The sequence below is a fragment of the Streptomyces sp. BF23-19 genome, from assembly GCF_041106355.1.
GTDB lineage: Bacteria > Actinomycetota > Actinomycetes > Streptomycetales > Streptomycetaceae > Streptomyces > Streptomyces virginiae_A.
The window spans coordinates 26,870-48,270 of sequence record NZ_JBGBPT010000064.1; the positions used below are offsets into that span (position 1 = coordinate 26,870).

Here is a 21,401-nt window from a genome sequence, read left to right on the forward strand (position 1 = left end):
CGAGCTGATGACCACGGCCGAGGTCCTTTCCGAGCTGAAAGGGATCTCGCGGCGGACCTTCTACCGGTGGCGTGAACTCGGCAAGGCGCCGAAGGCATTCACCCTGCCGAACGGGGAGCTGCGGGTGTGGCGAAGCGACTTTCACGCCTGGCTGCGTAGTCGGGAAGGTGCTGCCGCGTGAAGTCGCTCGACGTCAAGATCTGGAGTGTCCGAAAGCGTGATACGAAGCGGCCTTCCTACGACGCTCGCTGGTCTGTTGCTGGGCAGGTCTTTTCCGAGTCCTTCCGTACGAAAGGCCTCGCGGACAACTTCCGCTCCAAGTTGATGCGGGCTGCCCGGGACGGCGAGGAGTTCGACACCGAGTCGGGTCTTCCTGGCTCCATGGCGGAGAAGAAGGCAACGCTGACCTGGTACGTCTTCGCGTTGAAGTATCTCGCCATGAAGTGGCCCCACGCGGCGCCGAGCACTCGCGACGGGATCAATGAGTCATTGGCCTCGGTGACGATGGCGTTACTGAATGATCGACCTGGCCGACCCGCGGACGCTGTGCTGAGAAAGACACTGAGGAACTGGGCCTTCGTTCTTCCGGGCCCGGACAGCAGGGAGCTTCCTGTGGAGGTGGGGAACGCCCTGGACTGGGTTGCCAAGGCGTCTCGGCCGCTGTCGGACCTCACTGATCCGGCACTCGGACGGGCGGTTCTCGATTCGCTGAAGATCAAATTGGATGGGACCGCAGCCGCTGCGGAGACCGTACGGAGGAAGCGGCGCACGTTGGTCAATGCACTGCACTACGCCGTTGACCTCGGGGAATTCCGAGAGAACCCGCTCTCGGCGGTGCGCTGGCGGAAGCCCAAGGTGTCGAACGAGGTTGACCCGCGAGTCGTTGCCAACCCCGAGCAGGCCCGCTCGCTGCTTCACGCGGTCTCGTATGTCGGTGGCTACCGCCGGGCCCGCGGCCGACGTCTGGTGGGCCTCTACGCCGGAATGTACTTCGGGGGCTTCCGGCCCGCCGAGGTGGTGGGGCTGTCCGAGGCAGACCTCGTGCTCCCGGGCTCCGGGTGGGGGACCGCCCTGCTCCACCGGACCCGGCCGAGCGTGGGCAAGCAGTGGACCGACTCCGGCGAGAGCCACGACGACCGCGGTCTGAAGAACCGGCCTACCGAGGACGTCCGGCGGGTGCCGATCCCTCCCCAGCTCGTTGCCATCCTCCGCGAGCACCTCGACACCTTCGGGACTGCCGAGGACGGTCGGCTGTTCTTCAGCGAGAGCGGGGGAGTGGTGTCCTCGTCCACGTACTACCGGGCCTGGCAGGACGCTCGGGTGCTCGCTCTGGCGCCGGCCGTGGCCGCCTCGCCGCTCGCCCAGCGGCCGTACGACCTGAGGCACTCGGCGCTCTCCACGTGGCTCAACGCGGGCGTGGACCCCACCGAGGTCGCCGAGCGGGCCGGCAACAGTGTGGAGGTGCTGCTCAGTCGGTACGCGAAGTGCCTCGACGGGCGCCAGGAGGTGGCCAACCGTCGGATCGAAGATCTGCTGCGTGAGTACGAGTGATCGCGAGTGAGTGGCGATACGCTGCGAGGCCCCTGGACCTGTCCGGGGGCCTTCGGCGTTTCCCGGGCTGACCTGCATGGATGGACCAAGATCCTGTCCACGAATAGTCCACAGGGTCTGACATACGGGTGCACAGGGCGGCAGTTGGCTGCGCATACGCGAAGACCCCGTCTCAGCGAAGGCGCTGATGGCGGGGTCTTTGGGCACTTCCTGCGAAGTGCCCCCGGCAGGATTCGAACCTGCGCACACGGCTCCGGAGGCCGTTGCTCTATCCCCTGAGCTACGGGGGCGCGTCGTCGGTGTTGCGGCGACGGGTTGAACACTACCAGCTTCCGTGGGGTGATCAGGAACGGGTTTGCGGGGGAGGAGGGAGTGGTTCGCCCGAGGGGGTGGAAGTGGCGAAAACCCGGACGCGGGGGCCCCGGCGGACCTACTCTCGAGTTGTGCCAGGCGTCTCGGGTCGGGTGCTTGTTGTCGACGACAACAAGGTCATCCGGCAGCTGATCAAGGTCAATCTCGAGCTGGAGGGCTTCGAGGTCGTGACCGCGAACGATGGTGCCGAGTGTCTGGACGTCGTGCATCGGGTGTGTCCCGACGCGATCACCCTTGATGTGGTCATGCCGCGGCTGGACGGGTTCGGGGCGGCCGCGCAGTTGCGTGCCGATCCGCGGACCAGGGACGTGCCCGTCGCCATCGTCAGCGCCTGTACGCAGCAGGAGGTCGAGGCCGGGATCGTGGCCGGGGTGGACGCCTTCCTCGCGAAGCCGTTCGAGCCCACCGAGCTGGTACGGGTCGTGCGCCGGCTGATCGAGCGCAAGGACCTGCGCGACGGGAGGAAAGGCACCCCCGCCGGGCGGGGGAGGGGGAGCCCACTCCAGTAGTCCCATCGGTCCCGTCGGTTCCGGTTGTCCGGCGCTCTGTTCACATGGCGAAACCCTTCGACTGATGACGGTGCGTCTCCCCTAGGCTGGGTCCCGTGACCCCCGCCGACCTCTCCCGTTGCGTCGTGAGCGCCGTGCGCCGCGCCGTCGAGGACGGTGAGCTGGGCGGGGTCGTGCCCGCGCGGGTGGTGGTCGAGCGGACCAGGCCCGGCGGGGTCGGGGAGTACGCCACCCCCGTCGCCTTCCAGATCGCGAAGGGTGCCGGCCGGCGGCCGGCCGAGGTCGCCGAGGTGCTGGCCCGCCGGTTGGGCGGGGTGGCCGGGATCGAGCGGGTCGAGGTCACCGGGGCCGGGTTCCTGAATTTTTCGCTGAGTTCCGTTTCCGCCGCCCAGCTGGTGCGTGACGTGCGCCGAGCCGTGGCGATCGAGGTCCCGGACGTGCGGCCGTCCCGTGAGCCGCGCGAGCGGCTCGTACGGGCCGCCGTCGCGCGGATCGAGGCCGCGCAGGGGGTCGGACCCGGTCCGGAGTTCGGCGTCGCGCCCGTCGCCCGCCGCGACGGGGACGTGCTCGCGCGGTACGGGGCCGACGCCGTCGCCTGGGCCGTGCTCACCACCCCCGCGCGCGAGACCCCCGAGTTCTCCGACGCGCTGCTCGTACAAGGGGAGGGCAACGAGCTCTTCCGGGTGCGGTACGCCCACGCCCGCGCCCACGCGCTCGTACGCAACGCCGAGCAGCTCGGGTTCCGCCCCGAAATCAGTGATGACGTCGACGCGCCCGCCCTGCTGCGCGTCCTCGCCGATCACCCCCTCGTCCTCGAAGCCGCCGCGCACCACCGCGCGCCCGAGCGGCTCGCCCGGCACCTCGTCGAGCTGGCCGACGCGCTGCTCGACCTCCAGTACCGCGTCCTGCCCCAGGGCGACGAGAAACCCTCGGCCGCCCACCGTGCCCGGCTGGCTCTTGCCGAAGCCGCCGGGACGGTGCTGGCCGGCGGCCTGGCCCTGCTCGGCATAGACGCACCGACACGCCTGTGATTCGCGAAGAGAGATACCGATGAGCCGTTCCGCGCACCCCGCCGGGCCCCGCCACGCCGACGTCCTGCCCGAGGGGCACTACTCCCCGCCGCCCGCCGACCTGAACGCGTTGGACGAGAAGGTCTGGGCCCGGACCGTCGAGCGTGGGGCCGACGGGGTCGTCGCCGTCGGCGGCATCGAAGTCACCCAGCTCGCCGAGGAGTTCGGCACCCCCGCCTACTTCCTCGACGAGGAGGACTTCCGGGCCCGGTGCCGGGCCTGGGCGCACGCCTTCGGTCCCGACGCCGATGTCTTCTATGCCGGCAAGGCGTTCCTTTCCAAGGCCGTCGTGAAGTGGCTGAAGGAGGAAGGGCTGAATGTCGACGTGTGCTCCGGTGGGGAGCTGAGCACCGCCCTCGCCGCCGGGATGCCCGCCGCGCGGATCGCCTTCCACGGCAACAACAAGTCCGAGAGCGAGATCCGCCGGGCCGTCGAGGCCGGGGTCGGGCGCATCGTGCTCGACTCCTTCCAGGAGATCGCCCGCGTCGCGCACATCGCCCGTGAGCTGGGCGTACGCCAGCCCGTCCAGATCCGTGTGACGGTCGGCGTCGAGGCGCACACCCACGAGTTCATCGCCACCGCGCACGAGGACCAGAAGTTCGGCATCGCGGTGGCCGACGGGTCCGCCGCCGAGGCCGTGCGCCGGGCGCTCGGGCACGACTCGCTGGAGCTGCTCGGCGTCCACTCCCACATCGGTTCGCAGATCTTCGACATGGCCGGTTTCGAGGTCTCCGCCAAGCGTGTCGTGCGCCTGCTGGCCGACGTACGGGACGAGCACGGTGTGGAGCTGCCCGAGATCGACCTCGGCGGTGGCCTCGGTATCGCGTACACCTCGAACGACGACCCGCGCGAGCCCCACGAGATCGCCAAGGCCCTGCACGAGATCGTGGCCCGGGAGTGCGAGAGCGCCGGGCTGCGCGCCCCCCGGATCTCCGTGGAGCCCGGCCGCGCCATCGTCGGCCCGACCGCGTTCACGCTGTACGAGGTGGGGACGATCAAGCCGCTGGAGGGTCTGCGGACCTACGTGAGCGTCGACGGCGGGATGTCCGACAACATCCGCACCGCCCTGTACGACGCCGAGTACTCCATCTCGCTCGTCTCCCGTACCTCCACCGCCGAGCCCATGCTCGTACGCGTCGTCGGCAAGCACTGCGAGAGCGGCGACATCGTCGTCAAGGACGCGTTCCTGCCCGCCGACCTCGCTCCCGGTGACCTGCTGGCCGTGCCGGCGACCGGTGCGTACTGCCGTTCCATGGCCAGCAACTACAACCACGCGCTGCGCCCGCCCGTCGTCGCCGTGCGCGACGGACAGGCCCGAGTGATCGTCCGCCGCGAGACGGAGGAAGATCTCCTGCGCCTCGACCTCGGATGATGAAATAGGTGTCTCACTCAATGGACCGAGGATGGAAACTGCTGTCCATTGAGTGAGACTGGTTCCACCCGGCGGGCAAACCGCCCGCGGGGTACTGATGGAAGATCGAAAGGCGTAGGTCGAATGATGCGTACGCGTCCGCTGAAGGTGGCGCTGCTGGGCTGTGGAGTGGTCGGCTCAGAAGTGGCTCGCATCATGACGACGCACGCCGACGACCTCACGCAGAGGATCGGCGCGCCCGTCGAGCTCGCCGGCGTGGCCGTGCGCCGTCCCTCCAAGGTCCGCGAGGGCATCGATCCCGCGCTGGTCACCACCGATGCGACCGCCCTCCTCAAACGCGGTGACATCGACATCGCCATCGAGGTCATCGGCGGCATCGAGCCGGCCCGCACCCTCATCACCACCGCCTTCGAGCACGGCATCTCCGTGGTCTCCGCGAACAAGGCGCTGCTCGCCCAGGACGGCGCCGCGCTGCACGCCGCGGCGGAGCAGCACGGTCTGGACCTCTACTACGAGGCCGCCGTCGCCGGCGCCATCCCGCTGGTCCGCCCGATGCGCGAGTCCCTCGCGGGCGACAAGATCAACCGCGTGATGGGCATCGTCAACGGCACGACGAACTTCATCCTCGACAAGATGGACTCCACCGGCGCCGGGTACCAGGAGGCGCTCGACGAGGCCACCGCCCTCGGGTACGCCGAGGCCGACCCGACCGCCGACGTCGAGGGCTACGACGCCGCCGCCAAGGCCGCGATCCTGGCGGGCATCGCCTTCCACACCCGCGTCCGACTGGACGACGTGTACCGCGAGGGCATGACCGAGGTCAGCGCGGCCGACTTCGCCTCCGCCAAGCGGATGGGCTGCACCATCAAGCTCCTCGCCATCCTGGAGCGCGCCGCCGACGGTCGGTCGGTCACCGCGCGCGTCCACCCGGCGATGATCCCGCTCAGCCACCCGCTCGCCTCCGTCCGCGAGGCGTACAACGCCGTCTTCGTCGAGGCGGAGGCCGCCGGGCGGCTCATGTTCTACGGACCCGGCGCGGGCGGTGCGCCCACCGCGTCCGCGGTCCTCGGCGACCTCGTCGCCGTCGCCCGCAACAAGCTCGCCGAGGCAACGGGGCCCGGCGAGTCGGCTTACACCCAGCTGCCGGTCAGCCCGATGGGGGACGTCGTCACCCGCTACCACATCAGCCTCGATGTGGCGGACAAGCCGGGCGTCCTCGCCCAGGTGGCGACCACCTTCGCGGAGCACGGCGTGTCGATCGACACGGTTCGACAGCAAGGACGTCCGGACGGGGTCGGCAAAGAGGCCTCCCTCGTCGTCGTCACTCACCGCGCACCCGACGCCGCCCTCTCCGGGACCGTCGAGGCGCTGCGGAATCTGGACACCGTCCGCGGTGTCGCCAGCATCATGCGTGTTGAAGGGGAGTAAGGACCCATGAGCAGCAATCGCACCCACCAGTGGCGCGGCATCATCGAGGAGTACCGGGACCGCCTGCCGGTGACGGACACGACTCCCGTGGTGACGCTCCGCGAGGGCGGCACTCCCCTCGTCCCCGCCCAGGTGCTCTCCGAGCGCACCGGTTGCGAGGTGCACCTGAAGGTCGAGGGGGCGAACCCCACCGGGTCCTTCAAGGACCGCGGCATGACCATGGCGATCACCAGGGCCAAGGAAGAGGGTGCGAAGGCGGTCATCTGCGCCTCCACCGGCAACACTTCCGCCTCCGCCGCCGCGTACGCGGTGCGCGCCGGGATGGTCTGCGCGGTGCTCGTGCCCCGCGGCAAGATCGCGCTCGGCAAGATGGGCCAGGCGCTGGTGCACGGCGCCAAGATCCTGCAGGTGGACGGCAACTTCGACGACTGCCTGAACCTGGCCCGCGCGCTCTCCGACAACTACCCGGTCGCGCTGGTCAATTCGGTCAACCCGGTGCGTATCGAGGGCCAGAAGACGGCCGCGTTCGAGATCGTCGACGCGCTCGGTGACGCGCCCGACATCCACGTGCTGCCCGTCGGCAACGCCGGCAACATCACCGCGTACTGGAAGGGCTTCAAGGAGTACAAGGCCGACGGCCTGTCCACCCGTACGCCCCGCGTGTGGGGTTTCCAGGCCTCCGGCTCCGCGCCCATCGTGCGTGGCGAGGTCGTCAAGGAGCCGCACACCATCGCCACCGCGATCCGGATCGGCAACCCGGCCTCCTGGGACTACGCGCTGGCCGCGCGGGACGAGTCGGGCGGCTTCATCGACGAGGTGACGGACCGCCAGATCCTCGCCGCGTACCGGCTGTTGGCCGCCCAGGAGGGCGTCTTCGTCGAGCCCGCCTCGGCCGCCTCGGTGGCCGGTCTGCTCAAGGCCGCCGAGCTGGGCCTGGTCGACCCCGGTCAGAAGATCGTGTGCACCGTCACCGGCAACGGCCTGAAGGACCCCGACTGGGCGATCGCCGGCGCTCCGCAGCCGGTCACCGTTCCGGTGGACGCCGAAGCCGCCGCCGTGCGCCTCGGTCTCGTCTGACGGCGGTACGGCAGCACCGCGGCACAGCCGTACGGCAGTACCGCACCACCGTGTGAAGCCGGGTTCCGGAGGGCTCCCGAAGGCCGTTCGAGGCCTTCCTGGGATTCCTCCGGAACCCGGCAACTCACCCCGTACGACAACAAAAATGCGGCCGAAGTCGGTCGAAGTCGGTCGAAGTCCGCGACACGCATCGTGCGCCTCCTGTGCGCCCTATGTCGCGAGAGAACCTTCCTTCGATACGCTGTACCTACATCCGCCACCGCGCATATGACTGCGGTGCTGCCCCGAGGGCCTTCGGGTGTCGTACGTTCTCCAGTACATTCGCAGCGAGCCAGCGAAGAGCGAAGATCTCGCACAGTCACAAGGAGTGTCATCGGACGATGGCCGGTCCAGCGTTCCGCGCCGCCGCCGTACGGGTGCGCGTCCCCGCCAGCAGTGCCAACCTCGGCCCGGGCTTCGACGCCCTGGGCCTGGCCCTGGGGCTCTACGACGACGTAGTCGTCCGGGTGGCCGACTCCGGCCTGAACATCGATATCGCGGGTGAGGGCGCCGACACCCTCCCGCGGGACGAGAGCCACCTGCTCGTACGCTCCATGCGCACCGCCTTCGACCTGCTGGGCGGCCAGCCGCGCGGCCTCGAGGTCGTCTGCGCCAACCGCATCCCGCACGGCCGCGGCCTCGGCTCCTCCTCCGCCGCCATCTGCGCCGGCATCGTCGCCGCCCGCGCCGTGACCATAGGCGGCGAGACCAAGCTCGACGACGCGGCGCTGCTCGAACTCGCCACCGAGATCGAGGGTCACCCCGACAACGTCGCCGCCTGTCTGCTCGGCGGATTCACCCTCGCCTGGATGGACGGCGGCAGCGCCAAGGCGATCCGGATGGAGCCCGCCGAATCCATCGTTCCGGTGGTGTTCGTACCCTCCAAGCCGGTCCTCACCGAGACGGCGCGCGGCCTGCTGCCGCGCACCGTCCCGCACGTGGACGCGGCCGTCAACGCGGGCCGCGCGGGCCTGCTCGTGGAAGCCCTGACCAGGCGCCCCGAGCTCCTCCTGCCGGCCACCGAAGACCGGCTCCACCAGGAGTACCGGTCCCCGGCGATGCCCGAGAGCGTGGCACTCGTCAACAGGCTGCGGGCGGACGGGATCCCCGCGGTCATCTCCGGTGCGGGCCCCACGGTCCTCGCGCTGGTCGACAACGGCGCGGCCGACAAGGTCGCGCAGCTCGCGGGCGAGGGGTGGGCGGCCAACCGGCTCGCACTCGACGCCGCGGGCGCGAGCGTACTTCCGCTGGGCACCCAGGGCGGCTAGACCCGCTTTCCCGGATTGCACAGCCGGTCAGGGGCGGGCGGCCAGGGCAGGCCGCCCGCACGGAAGGGCGCGATTGCCGGTGATTGAGAGGGGGAATATCTATTGGATCCGGTAGTGTTAGTCTCAAGTGCGCATCGGAAGCCGTCATGGCTCGGTGCTCAGTGTCCCCATTCGGGACCACATTTCTTCCGGGAGCCTCCCCGACTGCTTTGATCGCCTCCAGCAGTTTCGAGCACGCTCCGGAATCGGCGTGACATTCCCACGCTTTCAGCTCGGGGGCTTCTCGCCGGAACCAGCCATGCACGTTTCTTCCGCCGTATTTCTACCGGCGGACCACCGCCCCGGCACGGTCCACACCTAGGACCGTTGTCGGACAGCACAACCGGTCGCCGAGCCAGACAGGCCGACGTCCGCTCCAGGGAAGGACCCTTCGTGAGCGACACCACCGATCTGATGGGCGCTGCCGACACCTCTGTCGACACCAGTGCCCCCGCCGCGGGCGCCGCACCCAAGCGTCGACGCACCGGCACCGGCCTTGACGGCATGGTCCTGGCCGAGCTGCAGCAGGTCGCGTCGGGCCTCGGGATCAGGGGCACCGCGCGGATGCGCAAGAGCCAGCTGATCGAGGTCATCAAGGAGGCGCAGGCGGGCAGCGGTGCCCCCAAGGCCGCCGCCTCCACCGCCGCAGACACCGCCGAGGCCAAGCCGAAGCGCCGCGCCACCAGCAAGGCCCGTACGGGTGAGGCCGCCGCCGAGGCGCCCGCCGAGAAGCCCGCCGCGAAGGCGCAGATCGAGATCCCGGGCCAGCCGGCAGGGGGCCCCTCCCGCTCGAGCGCAGCCGAGAGTGGGGGAGAGGACGCCCCGGTCGGCGAGCGCCGCCGCCGTCGGGCCACGGCCCCCTCCGGCAGCCCGGAGACCTCGGCCCCCGTCGCCGTCCAGGTCGAGCAGAAGACCGAGACCGCACCCGCCGCCACCGCCCCGTCCGAGGCCAAGGCCGAGGCCGCCACCGCGGTCTCCGCCGGCCAGGCGCAGGGTCAGGAGGGCGAGGGCCGCGGCCGTCGCGACCGCCGTGACCGCGGTGACCGTGCCGACCGCACCGACCGTACCGACCGTCAGCGCGACCGCCGTGACCGCGGCGCCAAGGCCGACGACCAGGGCCAGGGCGGCCAGGGTCAGGGCCAGGGCGGCCAGGGTCAGGGCCAGGGCGGCCAGGGCCAGGGTGGCCAGGGCGGCGGCCGTCAGGACCGCGCCGACCGCCAGCAGCAGGGCGGCCGTGGTCAGGGTCAGGGTCAGGGTCAGCAGCAGGGCCGTCAGGACCGCCAGGACAACGGTCCCCAGGACGACTTCGACGGTGAGGACGGCCGTCGTGGCCGTCGCGGCCGCTACCGCGACCGCCGTGGCCGCCGTGGCCGCGACGAGTTCGCGGGTCCGAGCGAGCCGACGGTCGCCGACGACGACGTCCTGATCCCCGTCGCGGGCATCCTCGACATCCTCGACAACTACGCGTTCATCCGGACCTCGGGCTACCTGCCCGGCCCCAACGACGTGTACGTCTCCCTCGCCCAGGTCCGCAAGGCCGGCCTGCGCAAGGGTGACCACACCACCGGTGCCGTGCGCCAGCCCAAGGACGGCGAACGCCGCGAGAAGTTCAACGCCCTCGTGCGTCTGGACTCGGTGAACGGCATGGCGCCCGAATCCGGCCGTGGCCGCCCGGAGTTCCAGAAGCTGACCCCGCTGTACCCGCAGGACCGGCTCCGCCTGGAGACCGACCCGGGCGTGCTGACCACCCGCATCATCGACCTCGTGTCGCCGATCGGTAAGGGTCAGCGAGGCCTGATCGTGGCCCCGCCGAAGACCGGTAAGACCATGATCATGCAGGCGATCGCCAACGCGATCACCACCAACAACCCCGAGTGCCACCTGATGGTCGTCCTGGTCGACGAGCGTCCGGAAGAGGTCACCGACATGCAGCGGTCGGTCAAGGGCGAGGTCATCTCCTCGACCTTCGACCGCCCGGCCGAGGACCACACCACCGTCGCCGAGCTGGCCATCGAGCGCGCCAAGCGTCTCGTCGAGCTGGGTCACGACGTGGTCGTCCTGCTGGACTCCATCACCCGTCTGGGCCGCGCGTACAACCTCGCGGCGCCCGCCTCCGGCCGCATCCTGTCCGGTGGTGTCGACTCGACCGCGCTGTACCCGCCGAAGCGCTTCTTCGGTGCCGCGCGCAACATCGAGGACGGCGGCTCGCTGACCATCCTGGCCACCGCGCTCGTCGACACCGGCTCGCGCATGGACGAGGTGATCTTCGAGGAGTTCAAGGGCACCGGCAACATGGAGCTCAAGCTCGACCGGAAGCTCGCCGACAAGCGCATCTTCCCGGCTGTCGACGTCGACCCGTCGGGCACCCGCAAGGAGGAGATCCTCCTCAACGCGGAGGAGCTCGCCATCGTCTGGAAGCTGCGCCGGGTGCTGCACGCGCTCGACTCGCAGCAGGCGATCGAGCTGCTGCTCGACAAGATGAAGCAGACGAAGTCGAACGCCGAGTTCCTGATGCAGATCGCGAAGACGACCCCGTCGGGCAAGAACGACGACTGACGTCCGGCTCGCGCGTACGGGCGCCCTGACGGGGCATACGCGCCCTTCACGGGGTGTACGCGCCCTTCACGGGGTGTACGCGCCCTTGCCGGGCGGTTCGGCCCGGAATGGAACCCTGCGCGCCGTACACCCGTCTGTGTCAGAGGACCCGCGGGGTGGACGGCGGGCCGAAGCGACCAGGGGATCGGACCCAGGACTGAGGAGAGCATGACCGAGGAGAGCAAGGACCACGGCGGGCGTGCCGCGGCCCGGCGCCGACGCAAGCCGGCGAAGCGCCGCAAGGCCCTCGCCGTGGCCGCCTGGAGCGCGGCGGGGGTGGTCCTGCTCGGGGGAGCGGGCCTCGGCTACTTCTACTTCAAGCTGAACGGGAACCTGAAGACCGTCGACATCGACCAGGCGCTCGGCACCGACCGCCCGCAGAACGTCGACAACGGCTCGATGGACATCCTCGTCCTCGGCTCCGACTCCCGCGGCGGCGCCAACGGCGAGTACGGCCAGGACGACGGCGGCTCCGCCCGCTCCGACACCGCGATGATCATCCACCTCTACGAGGGCCACGAGAAGGCAAGTGTCGTGTCGATACCGCGCGACACGATGATCTCCCGGCCCTCCTGCGCGACCTCGGGCGGGAAGACCGACCCCGGGGGGCAGCGCACCCAGTTCAACGAGGCCTTCACCGTCGGCGGGGCCGCCTGCGCGGTCAAGACCGTCGAGAAGATGTCGGGGATCCGGATGGATCACTACATAGAGGTCGACTTCACCGGCTTCAAGAAGATCATCGACAATCTCGGCGGCGTCGAGGTGACCACCACCAAGCCGATCAAGGACGGCTCCAGCCACCTCGACCTGGCGGCCGGCACCAACAAACTGAACGGCGAACAGGCCCTGGGCCTCGTACGCACCCGCAAGAGCGTCGGCGACGGCAGCGACCTGGGCCGAATACAGCTCCAGCAGGCCTTCATCAAGGCGCTCATCAAGCAGGTGAAGGGCATCGGGCTCTTCGACAACCCCAAGAAGCTGCTCGACATCGCGGACTCCGCGACCAAGGCGATCACCACCGACAAGCCGCTCGGTGATGTGAAGTCCCTCATGGGCTTCGCCCAGGGGCTCCAGGGCATCGACGCCCAGGACATGCAGATGATCACGCTGCCGGTGACCACGGACCCCCGCGACCCGAATCGCGTGGCCCCGCTCACCAAGGAGACCAAGATGGTCTGGGACGCCCTGCTGGCGGACCGGCCGATTCCCGCCGAGGCCACCGTGAACTCCTCCGGGGACAAGAGCACCGCCGGGTCGATCGTCCAGTAGAACCCCTCCCGGGAGGGGTCGCGGGCCCGTCCGGAATAGATGGGGACCCCTTGCCGTTGAGGGAGGCGTCCTCAGAATTTTGACAGGCAGCCCGGTCCTGGCAGACTGGTCTGTCGGCCCCGGTTCACGCAGTGCGCAATTCGGCTCCTGCGACCCGGCGCCCTCCCGAATCTAGGAGACACCTTGAAGCGCGATGTTCACCCCGAGTACGTCGAGACCCAGGTCAGCTGCACCTGTGGCGCGTCGTTCACCACCCGTAGCACCCTGACCGCAGGCTCCATCCGAGCCGAGGTCTGCTCCGAGTGCCACCCGTTCTACACGGGCAAGCAGAAGATCCTCGACACCGGTGGCCGTGTGGCCCGCTTCGAGGCGCGCTTCGGCAAGGGTGCGGCCAAGAAGTAGCGCGACCCAGGCGCCGGTCTCCGGCCGCCCCCTGTCCACTCGGGGGCGGCCGGACCGGCGCCTTTGTCGTCGTTCCGGCACGTCCCCCCTGCAGTCCTTCGCACTTTTCACCCCAGGAGTCCCCCGATGTTCGAAGCGGTCGAGGAATTGGTCGGCGAACACGCCGATCTTGAGAAGAAGCTCGCCGACCCTTCGGTCCACTCGGATCAGGCCAACGCGCGCAAGCTGAACAAGCGCTACGCGGAGCTGACCCCGATCGTCGCGACCTTCCGCGCCTGGAAGCAGTCCGCCGAGGACATCGAGACGGCCAAGGAGTTCGCGGCCGACGACCCCGACTTCGCCGCCGAGGCCAAGGAACTGACCGCACAGCGCGAGGAGCTCACCGAGAAGCTCCGCCTGCTGCTCGTTCCGCGCGACCCCAGCGACGACAAGGACGTCCTCCTGGAGGTCAAGGCGGGCGCGGGCGGCGACGAATCGGCGCTGTTCGCCGGCGACCTGCTGCGCATGTACCTGCGCTACGCCGAGCGCGTGGGCTGGAAGACCGAGATCATCGACGCCACCGAGTCCGAGCTCGGCGGCTACAAGGACGTCCAGGTCTCCGTCCGCACCAAGGGCGGCAACGGCGCCACCGAGCCCGGCCAGGGCGTGTGGGCCCGCCTGAAGTACGAGGGCGGCGTGCACCGCGTCCAGCGGGTTCCGGCCACCGAGTCCCAGGGCCGTATCCACACCTCCGCCGCCGGCGTGCTCGTCACCCCGGAGGCCGAGGAGGTCGAGGTCGAGATCAACATGAACGACCTCCGCATCGACGTGTACCGCTCGTCCGGCCCCGGCGGCCAGTCCGTCAACACCACCGACTCGGCCGTGCGCATCACGCACCTCCCGACCGGTGTGGTCGCCTCCTGCCAGAACGAGAAGAGCCAGCTCCAGAACAAGGAGCAGGCCATGCGCATCCTGCGCTCGCGGCTCCTGGCCGCGGCCCAGGAGGCCGCCGAGCAGGAGGCTTCGGACGTCCGCCGCAGCCAGGTGCGCTCGGTGGACCGTTCCGAGAAGATCCGTACGTACAACTACCCGGAAAACCGGATCTCGGACCACCGGACCGGTTTCAAGGCGTACAACTTGGACCAGGTGCTCGACGGTGACCTCGACGCGGTCATCCAGGCCTGTGTCGACACGGACTCCGCGGCCAAGCTCGCGGCCGCGCACTGATCCGACCCCGCACCACCCCCCGTACGACAGCAGCCCGGAGGACCAGCGTGAACTTGCTGCTTGCCGAGGTGGCCCAGGCCACCCAGCGGCTGGCCGCCGCCGGCGTGCCCTCACCGCGCTTCGACGCGGAGGAGCTCGCCGCCTTCGTGCACGGCGTCAAACGGGGGGAACTGCACCACGTCAAGGACGCGGACTTCGACGCCCGCTACTGGGAGGCCGTCGCCCGCCGCGAGGCGCGCGAGCCGCTCCAGCACATCACCGGCCGCGCCTTCTTCCGGTACCTGGAGCTCCAGGTCGGTCCCGGGGTCTTCGTGCCCCGGCCCGAGACCGAGTCGGTCGTGGACTGGGCCATACACGCCGTGCGCGCGATGGACGTCGTCGAGCCGCTGATCGTGGACCTGTGCACCGGCTCCGGCGCCATCGCGCTGGCCATGGCCCAGGAGGTGCCGCGCTCGCGCGTGCACGCGGTGGAGCTGTCCGAGGACGCCCTGCGGTGGACCCGTAAGAACGCCGAGGGCTCCCGGGTCACCGTGCACCAGGGCGACGCCCTGAGCGCGCTGCCCGAGCTCGACGGCCAGGTCGACCTGGTCATCTCCAACCCGCCGTACATCCCGCTCACCGAGTGGGAGTACGTCGCCCCCGAGGCCCGCGACCACGACCCGGAGATGGCGCTCTTCTCCGGCGAGGACGGCCTTGACACCATCCGCGGTATCGAACGCACCGCCCACCGGCTGCTGCGGCCCGGCGGCATCGTCGTCATCGAGCACGCCGACACCCAGGGCGGCCAGGTTCCGTGGATCTTCGCCGAGGAGCAGGGCTGGGCCGACGCGGCCGACCACCCGGACCTCAACAACCGCCCGCGCTTCGCGACGGCCCGCAAGGCCCTGCCGTGACCGGCGCGACGATTCCCGCCACCCCCCTGCTGCACGAGGAGGCCCGCTGATGGCCCGGCGATACGACTGCAACGACGCGACGGACCGTAAGACGGGTCTGCGTGAAGCCGCATCCGCCGTGCGCCGCGGCGAGCTCGTCGTGCTGCCCACCGACACCCTGTACGGGATCGGCGCGGACGCCTTCAGCCCGGAGGCCGTCCACGACCTGCTCGCCGCCAAGGGACGGGGTCGCGGCATGCCCACCCCGGTGCTCATCGGCTCCCCGAACACGCTCCACGGCCTCGTCACGGACTTCTCCGAGCAGGCCTGGGAGCTCGTCGACGCCTTCTGGCCGGGCGCGCTGACGCTGGTCGCCAAGCACCAGCCCTCGCTGGCGTGGGACCTGGGGGACACCCAGGGCACCGTGGCCGTACGCATGCCCCTGCACCCCGTCGCGATCGAGCTGTTGACCGAGGTCGGCCCGATGGCGGTGTCCTCGGCCAACCTGTCGGGCCACCCGGCGCCCGAGGACTGCGACGCCGCGCGCGAGATGCTCGGCGACTCCGTGTCCGTGTACCTGGACGGCGGCCCGACGCCCGGCATCCAGCCGTCGTCGATCGTCGACGTCACCGGGAAGGTTCCCGTCCTGCTGCGCGAGGGGGCACTCACCGCAGACCAGCTGCGGGAGGTCGTACCCGACCTCGAGGTCGCCCCGTGAGCCCTGAGGGGCGTGGCATAGCAGGGGGGTACCGCCCGGCGGTAGCCGGAGGAAACACTTTCCGCATACTCCACGTCAGCACCGGGAACGTGTGCCGCTCGCCCATCACCGAGCGGCTGACGCGGCATGCCCTCTCGCACCGCCTCGGCGGGCTCGTCACCGGCGACCTCATCGTGGAGAGCGCCGGCACCTGGGGCCACGAGGGCGCCCCGATGGAGGCGAACGCGGCGGCCGTGTTGGCGGACTTCGGGGCCGACGCGTCCGGATTCACCGGGCGGGAGCTGCTGGACGAGCACGTCATACGCGCCGACCTGGTGCTGACCGCCACCCGCGACCACCGGGCCCAGGTCATCTCGATGGGCCACTCGGCGGGACTGCGCACCTTCACGCTGAAGGAGTTCACCCGGTTGGTCCGGGCGATAGATCCGGCCACCCTGCCGCCGCTGGACGACGGCATGGCCGAGCGGGCCCGGGCGCTGGTCCGGGCCGCCGCGGCGCTGCGCGGCTGGCTGCTGGCGCCGTCGCCGGACGCGGACGAGGTGTACGACCCGTACGGGGCCCCGATCACCTTCTTCCGCTCGATCGGCGACGAGATCAATCAGGCGCTGGATCCCGTGGTGACGGCCCTGACGGGCGTGACCGCGGCACGCTGAGCGTTCGTCGGCCGGAGGCCGGCGCAGCGGTACGAAGCCCGGGAGGCCCCCGGGGCCGAGCGGCGGGAGCGCCGCGTCGAGGAGGGGACACCGCCGCGCGCTGACAGGGCATCGCGGGGTCCACGGGCCTACAGTGGCTGGTAACCCGGTACCCCCTGGAGCGCCGCCATGAGCGTCATCACCCAGCCCACGGACCTGCTGCGCGCGCAGGACCCGCAGATGGCCGACGTACTGGCCGGGGAGCGGCAGCGGCAGGCCGGGACCTTGCAGCTGAGCGCCGCGGAGAACTTCACCTCCAGCGCCGTGCTCGCCACGCTCGGGTCCGCGCTCGCCAACAAGTACGCCGAGGGCTACCCCGGCGCCCGGCACCACGGCGGGTGCGAGTACGCCGATCTGGCCGAGCGGATCGCCGTGGAGCGGGCCAAGGCGCTCTTCGGGGCCGAGCACGCGAACGTGCAGCCGCACTCCGGCTCCTCCGCCGTCCTCGCCGCGTACGCCGCCCTGCTGCGGCCCGGGGACACCGTGCTGGCGATGGGGCTCCCGTACGGCGGACACCTCACCCACGGGTCGCCGGCCAACTTCTCCGGGCGGTGGTTCGACTTCGTCGGGTACGGCGTCGACACGGCGACGGGACTCATCGACTACCGCCAGGTCCAGCGCCTCGCCCACACGCACCGGCCCAAGGCGATCGTGTGCGGCTCCATCTCCTACCCCCGCCACCCCGAGTACTCGGCCTTCCGGGAGATCGCCGACGAGGTCGGCGCCTACCTCATCGTGGACGCCGCCCACCCGATCGGCCTCGTGGCCGGCGGGGCCGCGCCCAGCCCCGTGCCGTACGCCGACATCGTCTGCGCGACCACGCACAAGGTGCTGCGCGGTCCGCGCGGCGGCATGGTGCTGTGCGGCACCGAGTACGCGGAGCGCGTCGACCGGGCCGTGTTCCCTTTCACACAGGGCGGGGCCCAGATGCACACCATCGCCGCGAAGGCCGTGGCCTTCGGCGAGGCGGCCCGGCCGGCCTTCACCACCTACGCGCACCGGGTCGTCGCCAACGCCCGGGTCCTGGCGGACGCGCTCCAGGAGCTCGGGTTCACGGTCACCACCGGCGGCACCGACACCCATCTGATCACCGCCGATCCGGCGCCGCTGGGTGTGGACGGCCCGACCGCCCGCGGCCGGCTGGCCGCCGCCGGCATCGTGCTGGACACCTGCGCCCTCCCGTACGGGGACCAGCGCGGGGTGCGGCTGGGAACGGCAGCCGTGACCACCCAGGGGATGGGGGAGACGGAGATGGTCCGGATCGCGGCGTTGTTCGCCGCGGCGGTCGACGGAGACGGCGTGAAAACACGTACGGAGGTCGGCGAGCTCACGACAGGATTTCCCCCTTACGGGGAGTAAGCAGGACAAGCAGGGCGTACTGGAACCGGGATACCGCCCCCTCGCGTCCTCGATGAAGGTGACATCGCAGCTAATGTGTGGGGCTGAGATGGCCGGCGATACATCTGGGGCAGCCCGTGCGTGAATATCTGCTGACGCTTTGCGTCACGGTCGCGGTGACCTACCTGCTGACCGGGCCCGTGCGGAAGTTCGCGATCGCGGCCGGGGCCATGCCGGAGATCCGTGCCCGCGACGTGCACCGCGAGCCCACACCGCGACTGGGCGGCATCGCCATGTTCGGCGGTCTGTGCGCGGGCCTGCTGGTCGCGGACCACCTGCGGAACCTCAACGGCGTCTTCGAGCTGTCGAACGAACCGCGCGCGCTGCTTTCCGGCGCGGCCCTGATCTGGCTGGTCGGCGTCCTCGACGACAAGTTCGAGCTCGACGCCCTGATCAAGCTCGGCGCGCAGATGATCTCCGCCGGTGTGATGGTCATGCAGGGTCTGACCATCCTGTGGATCCCCGTCCCGGGCATCGGTACGGTCCCGCTCACCCAGTGGCAGGGCAACCTGCTCACCGTCGCCCTCGTCGTGATCACCATCAACGCCGTGAACTTCGTCGACGGCCTGGACGGCCTGGCCGCCGGCATGGTCTGCATCGCGGCGGCCGCGCTCTTCCTCTACGCGTACCGGATCTGGTTCGGCTACGGCATCGAGTCGGCCGCGCCGGCGACGCTCTTCGCCGCGATCCTCATGGGTATGTGCCTGGGCTTCCTGCCGCACAACATGCACCCCGCGCGGATCTTCATGGGCGACTCCGGCTCGATGCTCATCGGCCTGGTGCTGGCCGCCTCCGCGATCTCCCTCACCGGGCAGGTGGACCCGGACGCGCTGGCCCTCTTCGCCGGTGGTGAGCGCAACGCGACGCACGCGATGCTTCCCGCCTACATCCCGCTGATCCTGCCGCTGACGGTCATCGCGATCCCGATGGCGGACCTGGTCCTGGCCATCGTCCGGCGTACGTGGAAGGGCCAGTCGCCCTTCGCCGCCGACCGCGGGCACCTCCACCACCGGCTGCTGGAACTCGGGCATTCGCACAGCCGCGCGGTCATGATCATGTACTTCTGGTCGGGGCTGATCGCCTTCGGCACGGTGGCCTATTCGGTGCATTCCGCCACCATGTGGATCGTGCTGGCGATCGTCGCGCTGAGTGCGGTCGGCCTGATCCTGCTGCTTCTGCCGCGCTTCACCCCGCGCGCCCCGCGCTGGGCGGAGGGTCTGGTTCCGCCGCGTTACCGCCACGCCGCACGCGCGGCCGAGGCCGCCGCGGAGGCGGCCGCGCAGAATGCCTCGGGCGCGGAGCCGGAGCCCGCGAGGCCGATCGCCGCGGGCGTCTCCGGCGTCAACGGAGCGACCGCCGTGGGCCCCCGTTCGCGCTTTCCCGACCGGCGTAAGGCTGAATCCACCCGCTGACGGTCGATTCGCATGTCGGACATGGATGGCCTTTACCGGACAAGCCACCTCCCTGTCGCGCACACACGCGCAGGGTCACTCTCATGTGTGACAGTCGGCACACCCAGCAGGTAAAGCTCTCATCAAATAGTTTGTGATACCGTTCACTAAACCCGGCGACAGAGCCGAAGGACCGTAGTGCGACGGTCCCTTGGCCCGAGGTCCTCTCTCGGACCGGGCTTACGCTCGTCCCGTACGAGTCCCGTTACCCCACCATCACGCGGAGCCATGCGCCATGCTGTCCGATGACGCCCGAACCCTGTTGCACACCGCCGTGCCCACCGCTGCCGTCGGCGCTGTTGCCGCCATCATCAGCGGCGTGGTCGCGGGCGGTAAGGGGGCGATCGGGGCGATCGCGGCCACGGTCGTCGTGATTCTGTTCATGGGTATCGGATTCGTCATCCTGCAGCGGACGGCGCGGTCACTGCCGCACCTGTTCCAGATGATGGGTCTGGCGCTCTACACGACCCAGATCCTGCTGCTCTTCGTCTTCGTCGCCGTGTTCAAGGACACGACGCTGTTCAATCCCAGGGCATTCGCGATCACCATCGTCGCGGCGACCCTTGCTTGGATCGCCGCGCAGACGCGCGCGCACATGAAGGCCAAGATCCTTTACGTCGAGCCCGAGTCCACCAAGCGTGGCAAGGGTGAGAAGCCTGAAAACACGGGGCCCTCGTCGTGAACGGTAGGGGTGGAATAAGTGCGCGTTCGAGATGCTGCTATCGTCCGGTGCCATATGCGGCATCGCGGGCGCAGGCAGCTGAGCTGACGCCTGCTCAATCGCGAGGCTCACTGCCTGCAAGCCGCCCCCACATCCGTAAGACCAGTCCCGTGCCGAACCGCGGCTGTGCGCCGCGCCGACACAACGAGGTTGCCGTACCTATGCGCCACGCTGAAGGAGCCCGCGGTGAGTGCTGACCCGACGCAGGTGCTCGCCTTCGAGACCGATTGCCACATCTTCGACGGCTGTGGTTTCCCGGCTCCTGGCCTGCACTCGTTCCTGTTCGAGCCGATCTTCGGCGACATGGACGGAGCCGTCTACTTCAACAAGACGATGCTCCTGGCCCTGCTCGGAACCGTCATCATCGTCGGATTCTTCTGGGCCGCCTTCGCCAAGCCGAAGCTGGTTCCGGGGAAGCTCCAGATGGTTGCCGAAGCCGGCTACGACTTCGTCCGCCGCGGGATCGTCTACGAAACGATGGGCAAGAAGGAGGGCGAGAAGTACGTCCCCTTCATGGTCACGACGTTCTTCTTCGTCTGGATCCTGAACCTCTGGTCGATCATTCCGCTCGCCCAGTTCCCGGTGACCTCGGTCATCGCGTACCCGGCCGGTCTGGCCCTGGTCATCTACGTGATGTGGATGTCGGTCACCTTCAAGCGCCACGGTTTCGTCGGCGGCCTGAAGAACGTCACGGGCTACGACAAGTCGCTGGGTGGCATCCTGCCGCTGGTCATGCTGATCGAGTTCTTCTCGAACGTGATCATCCGCCCGTTCACCCACGCGGTCCGTCTCTTCGCGAACATGTTCGCCGGTCACACGCTGCTGCTGCTCTTCACGATCGCCAGCTGGTACCTGCTGAACGACATCGGCATCGCCTACGCGGGCGTGTCCTTCGTGATGGTCATCGTGATGACCGCGTTCGAGCTCTTCATCCAGGCTGTCCAGGCCTACGTCTTCGTACTGCTGGCCTGCAGCTTCCTCCAGGGCGCCGTCGCCGAGCACCACTGACCGCCCCACCCCCAAACCACCAGTCGTCCGGTGGCCAACCCCCACCGGTCCATGAAAGAGAAGGAAGAACCGGCATGTCCGCTCTCCAGACCCTCGCTGCTGGCGTCGAAATCAAGGGCAACCTCGGCTCCATCGGTTACGGCCTCGCGGCCATCGGCCCCGGCGTCGGCGTCGGCATCATCTTCGGTAACGGCACCCAGGCCCTGGCCCGCCAGCCCGAGGCCGCCGGCCTGATCCGCGCCAACCAGATCCTCGGCTTCGCCTTCTGTGAGGCGCTCGCCCTCATCGGTCTGGTCATGCCGTTCGTCTACCCGACCTCCTGATCCCGGTAGCGAACAGACCCT

Annotated in this window: 20 protein-coding genes and 1 tRNA gene; 20 read left to right on the forward strand and 1 reads right to left on the reverse strand. The window is 69.7% G+C overall.

The window, feature by feature from the left end; all coding sequences use genetic code 11:
- Positions 1–7 precede the first annotated feature (7 nt).
- Entirely contained in the window at positions 8–181 is a 174-nt protein-coding gene (locus AB8A24_RS30050; protein ID WP_229345042.1) for an AlpA family transcriptional regulator, read from the forward strand.
- The gene (locus AB8A24_RS30055; protein ID WP_328961645.1) at positions 178–1,551 is read left to right on the forward strand and encodes a site-specific integrase; all 1,374 of its coding nucleotides are present in this window, start codon (positions 178–180) and stop codon (positions 1,549–1,551) included. The genes AB8A24_RS30050 and AB8A24_RS30055 overlap by 4 nt, the downstream gene beginning before the upstream one ends.
- Positions 1,552–1,769: 218 nt before the next feature.
- On the opposite strand, the gene AB8A24_RS30060 is transcribed toward AB8A24_RS30055, so the two are convergent.
- Positions 1,770–1,841, reverse strand: a tRNA-Arg gene (locus tag AB8A24_RS30060).
- A gap of 105 nt (positions 1,842–1,946) precedes the next feature.
- On the opposite strand from AB8A24_RS30060, the gene AB8A24_RS30065 reads away from it, so the two are divergent.
- The 18 genes from AB8A24_RS30065 to AB8A24_RS30150 all read left to right on the forward strand — a co-directional run bounded on the left by AB8A24_RS30065 (position 1,947) and on the right by AB8A24_RS30150 (position 21,380).
- A complete protein-coding gene (locus AB8A24_RS30065) occupies positions 1,947–2,432 on the forward strand; it encodes a response regulator (RefSeq protein ID WP_328961644.1) in 486 nt (161 codons plus the stop codon).
- Between the two features lie 95 nt (positions 2,433–2,527).
- Positions 2,528–3,463 carry an ArgS-related anticodon-binding protein NrtL gene (gene nrtL / locus AB8A24_RS30070; protein WP_369478076.1) on the forward strand — a complete coding sequence of 312 codons (936 nt, stop codon included), beginning with the start codon at positions 2,528–2,530 and terminating at the stop codon, positions 3,461–3,463.
- 19 nt (positions 3,464–3,482) lie between these two features.
- Positions 3,483–4,874 (forward strand): diaminopimelate decarboxylase, encoded by a 1,392-nt coding sequence (gene lysA, locus AB8A24_RS30075; RefSeq protein ID WP_369478077.1) that lies wholly within the window; start codon positions 3,483–3,485, stop codon positions 4,872–4,874.
- A 123-nt stretch (positions 4,875–4,997) separates the two neighbouring features.
- Entirely contained in the window at positions 4,998–6,302 is a 1,305-nt protein-coding gene (locus tag AB8A24_RS30080; protein WP_328961641.1) for a homoserine dehydrogenase, read from the forward strand.
- A gap of 6 nt (positions 6,303–6,308) precedes the next feature.
- Entirely contained in the window at positions 6,309–7,379 is a 1,071-nt protein-coding gene (gene thrC, locus AB8A24_RS30085) for a threonine synthase (RefSeq protein WP_266379893.1), read from the forward strand.
- 380 nt (positions 7,380–7,759) lie between these two features.
- On the forward strand, positions 7,760–8,686 hold the full coding sequence (thrB, locus tag AB8A24_RS30090) for a homoserine kinase (RefSeq protein WP_030720932.1): 927 nt from the start codon (positions 7,760–7,762) through the stop codon (positions 8,684–8,686).
- Positions 8,687–9,118: 432 nt separating this feature from the next.
- On the forward strand, positions 9,119–11,281 hold the full coding sequence (rho, locus tag AB8A24_RS30095; protein ID WP_369478078.1) for a transcription termination factor Rho: 2,163 nt from the start codon (positions 9,119–9,121) through the stop codon (positions 11,279–11,281).
- 207 nt (positions 11,282–11,488) lie between these two features.
- Entirely contained in the window at positions 11,489–12,589 is a 1,101-nt protein-coding gene (locus tag AB8A24_RS30100; protein WP_369478079.1) for an LCP family protein, read from the forward strand.
- Between the two features lie 183 nt (positions 12,590–12,772).
- A complete protein-coding gene (rpmE, locus tag AB8A24_RS30105) occupies positions 12,773–12,991 on the forward strand; it encodes a 50S ribosomal protein L31 (protein ID WP_266379880.1) in 219 nt (72 codons plus the stop codon).
- Positions 12,992–13,117: 126 nt separating this feature from the next.
- A complete protein-coding gene (prfA, locus tag AB8A24_RS30110; protein ID WP_109783582.1) occupies positions 13,118–14,197 on the forward strand; it encodes a peptide chain release factor 1 in 1,080 nt (359 codons plus the stop codon).
- Between the two features lie 47 nt (positions 14,198–14,244).
- The gene (gene prmC, locus AB8A24_RS30115) at positions 14,245–15,090 is read left to right on the forward strand and encodes a peptide chain release factor N(5)-glutamine methyltransferase (protein ID WP_266604981.1); all 846 of its coding nucleotides are present in this window, start codon (positions 14,245–14,247) and stop codon (positions 15,088–15,090) included.
- A 49-nt stretch (positions 15,091–15,139) separates the two neighbouring features.
- Complete coding sequence (locus tag AB8A24_RS30120) at positions 15,140–15,787, forward strand: L-threonylcarbamoyladenylate synthase (RefSeq protein WP_030720925.1); 648 nt, start codon at positions 15,140–15,142, stop codon at positions 15,785–15,787.
- Positions 15,784–16,440, forward strand: coding sequence for a low molecular weight phosphatase family protein (locus AB8A24_RS30125; RefSeq protein WP_030720923.1), 657 nt, complete (start codon positions 15,784–15,786; stop codon positions 16,438–16,440). Before AB8A24_RS30120 ends, AB8A24_RS30125 begins: the two co-directional genes overlap by 4 nt.
- Before the next feature lie 168 nt (positions 16,441–16,608).
- Positions 16,609–17,838: a serine hydroxymethyltransferase gene (gene glyA / locus AB8A24_RS30130; RefSeq protein WP_328961638.1), complete on the forward strand. Its 1,230-nt coding sequence runs from the start codon at positions 16,609–16,611 to the stop codon at positions 17,836–17,838.
- A gap of 116 nt (positions 17,839–17,954) precedes the next feature.
- On the forward strand, positions 17,955–19,289 hold the full coding sequence (locus AB8A24_RS30135) for an MraY family glycosyltransferase (RefSeq protein ID WP_030720916.1): 1,335 nt from the start codon (positions 17,955–17,957) through the stop codon (positions 19,287–19,289).
- Positions 19,290–19,563: 274 nt separating this feature from the next.
- Positions 19,564–20,010, forward strand: coding sequence for a hypothetical protein (locus tag AB8A24_RS30140; protein WP_369478080.1), 447 nt, complete (start codon positions 19,564–19,566; stop codon positions 20,008–20,010).
- A 210-nt stretch (positions 20,011–20,220) separates the two neighbouring features.
- Positions 20,221–21,057 carry a F0F1 ATP synthase subunit A gene (atpB, locus tag AB8A24_RS30145; protein ID WP_328793267.1) on the forward strand — a complete coding sequence of 279 codons (837 nt, stop codon included), beginning with the start codon at positions 20,221–20,223 and terminating at the stop codon, positions 21,055–21,057.
- 74 nt (positions 21,058–21,131) lie between these two features.
- Positions 21,132–21,380, forward strand: a complete 249-nt coding sequence (locus tag AB8A24_RS30150) for an ATP synthase subunit C (RefSeq protein WP_030008695.1) — start codon at positions 21,132–21,134, stop codon at positions 21,378–21,380.
- The last annotated feature ends 21 nt before the right edge of the window (positions 21,381–21,401 follow it).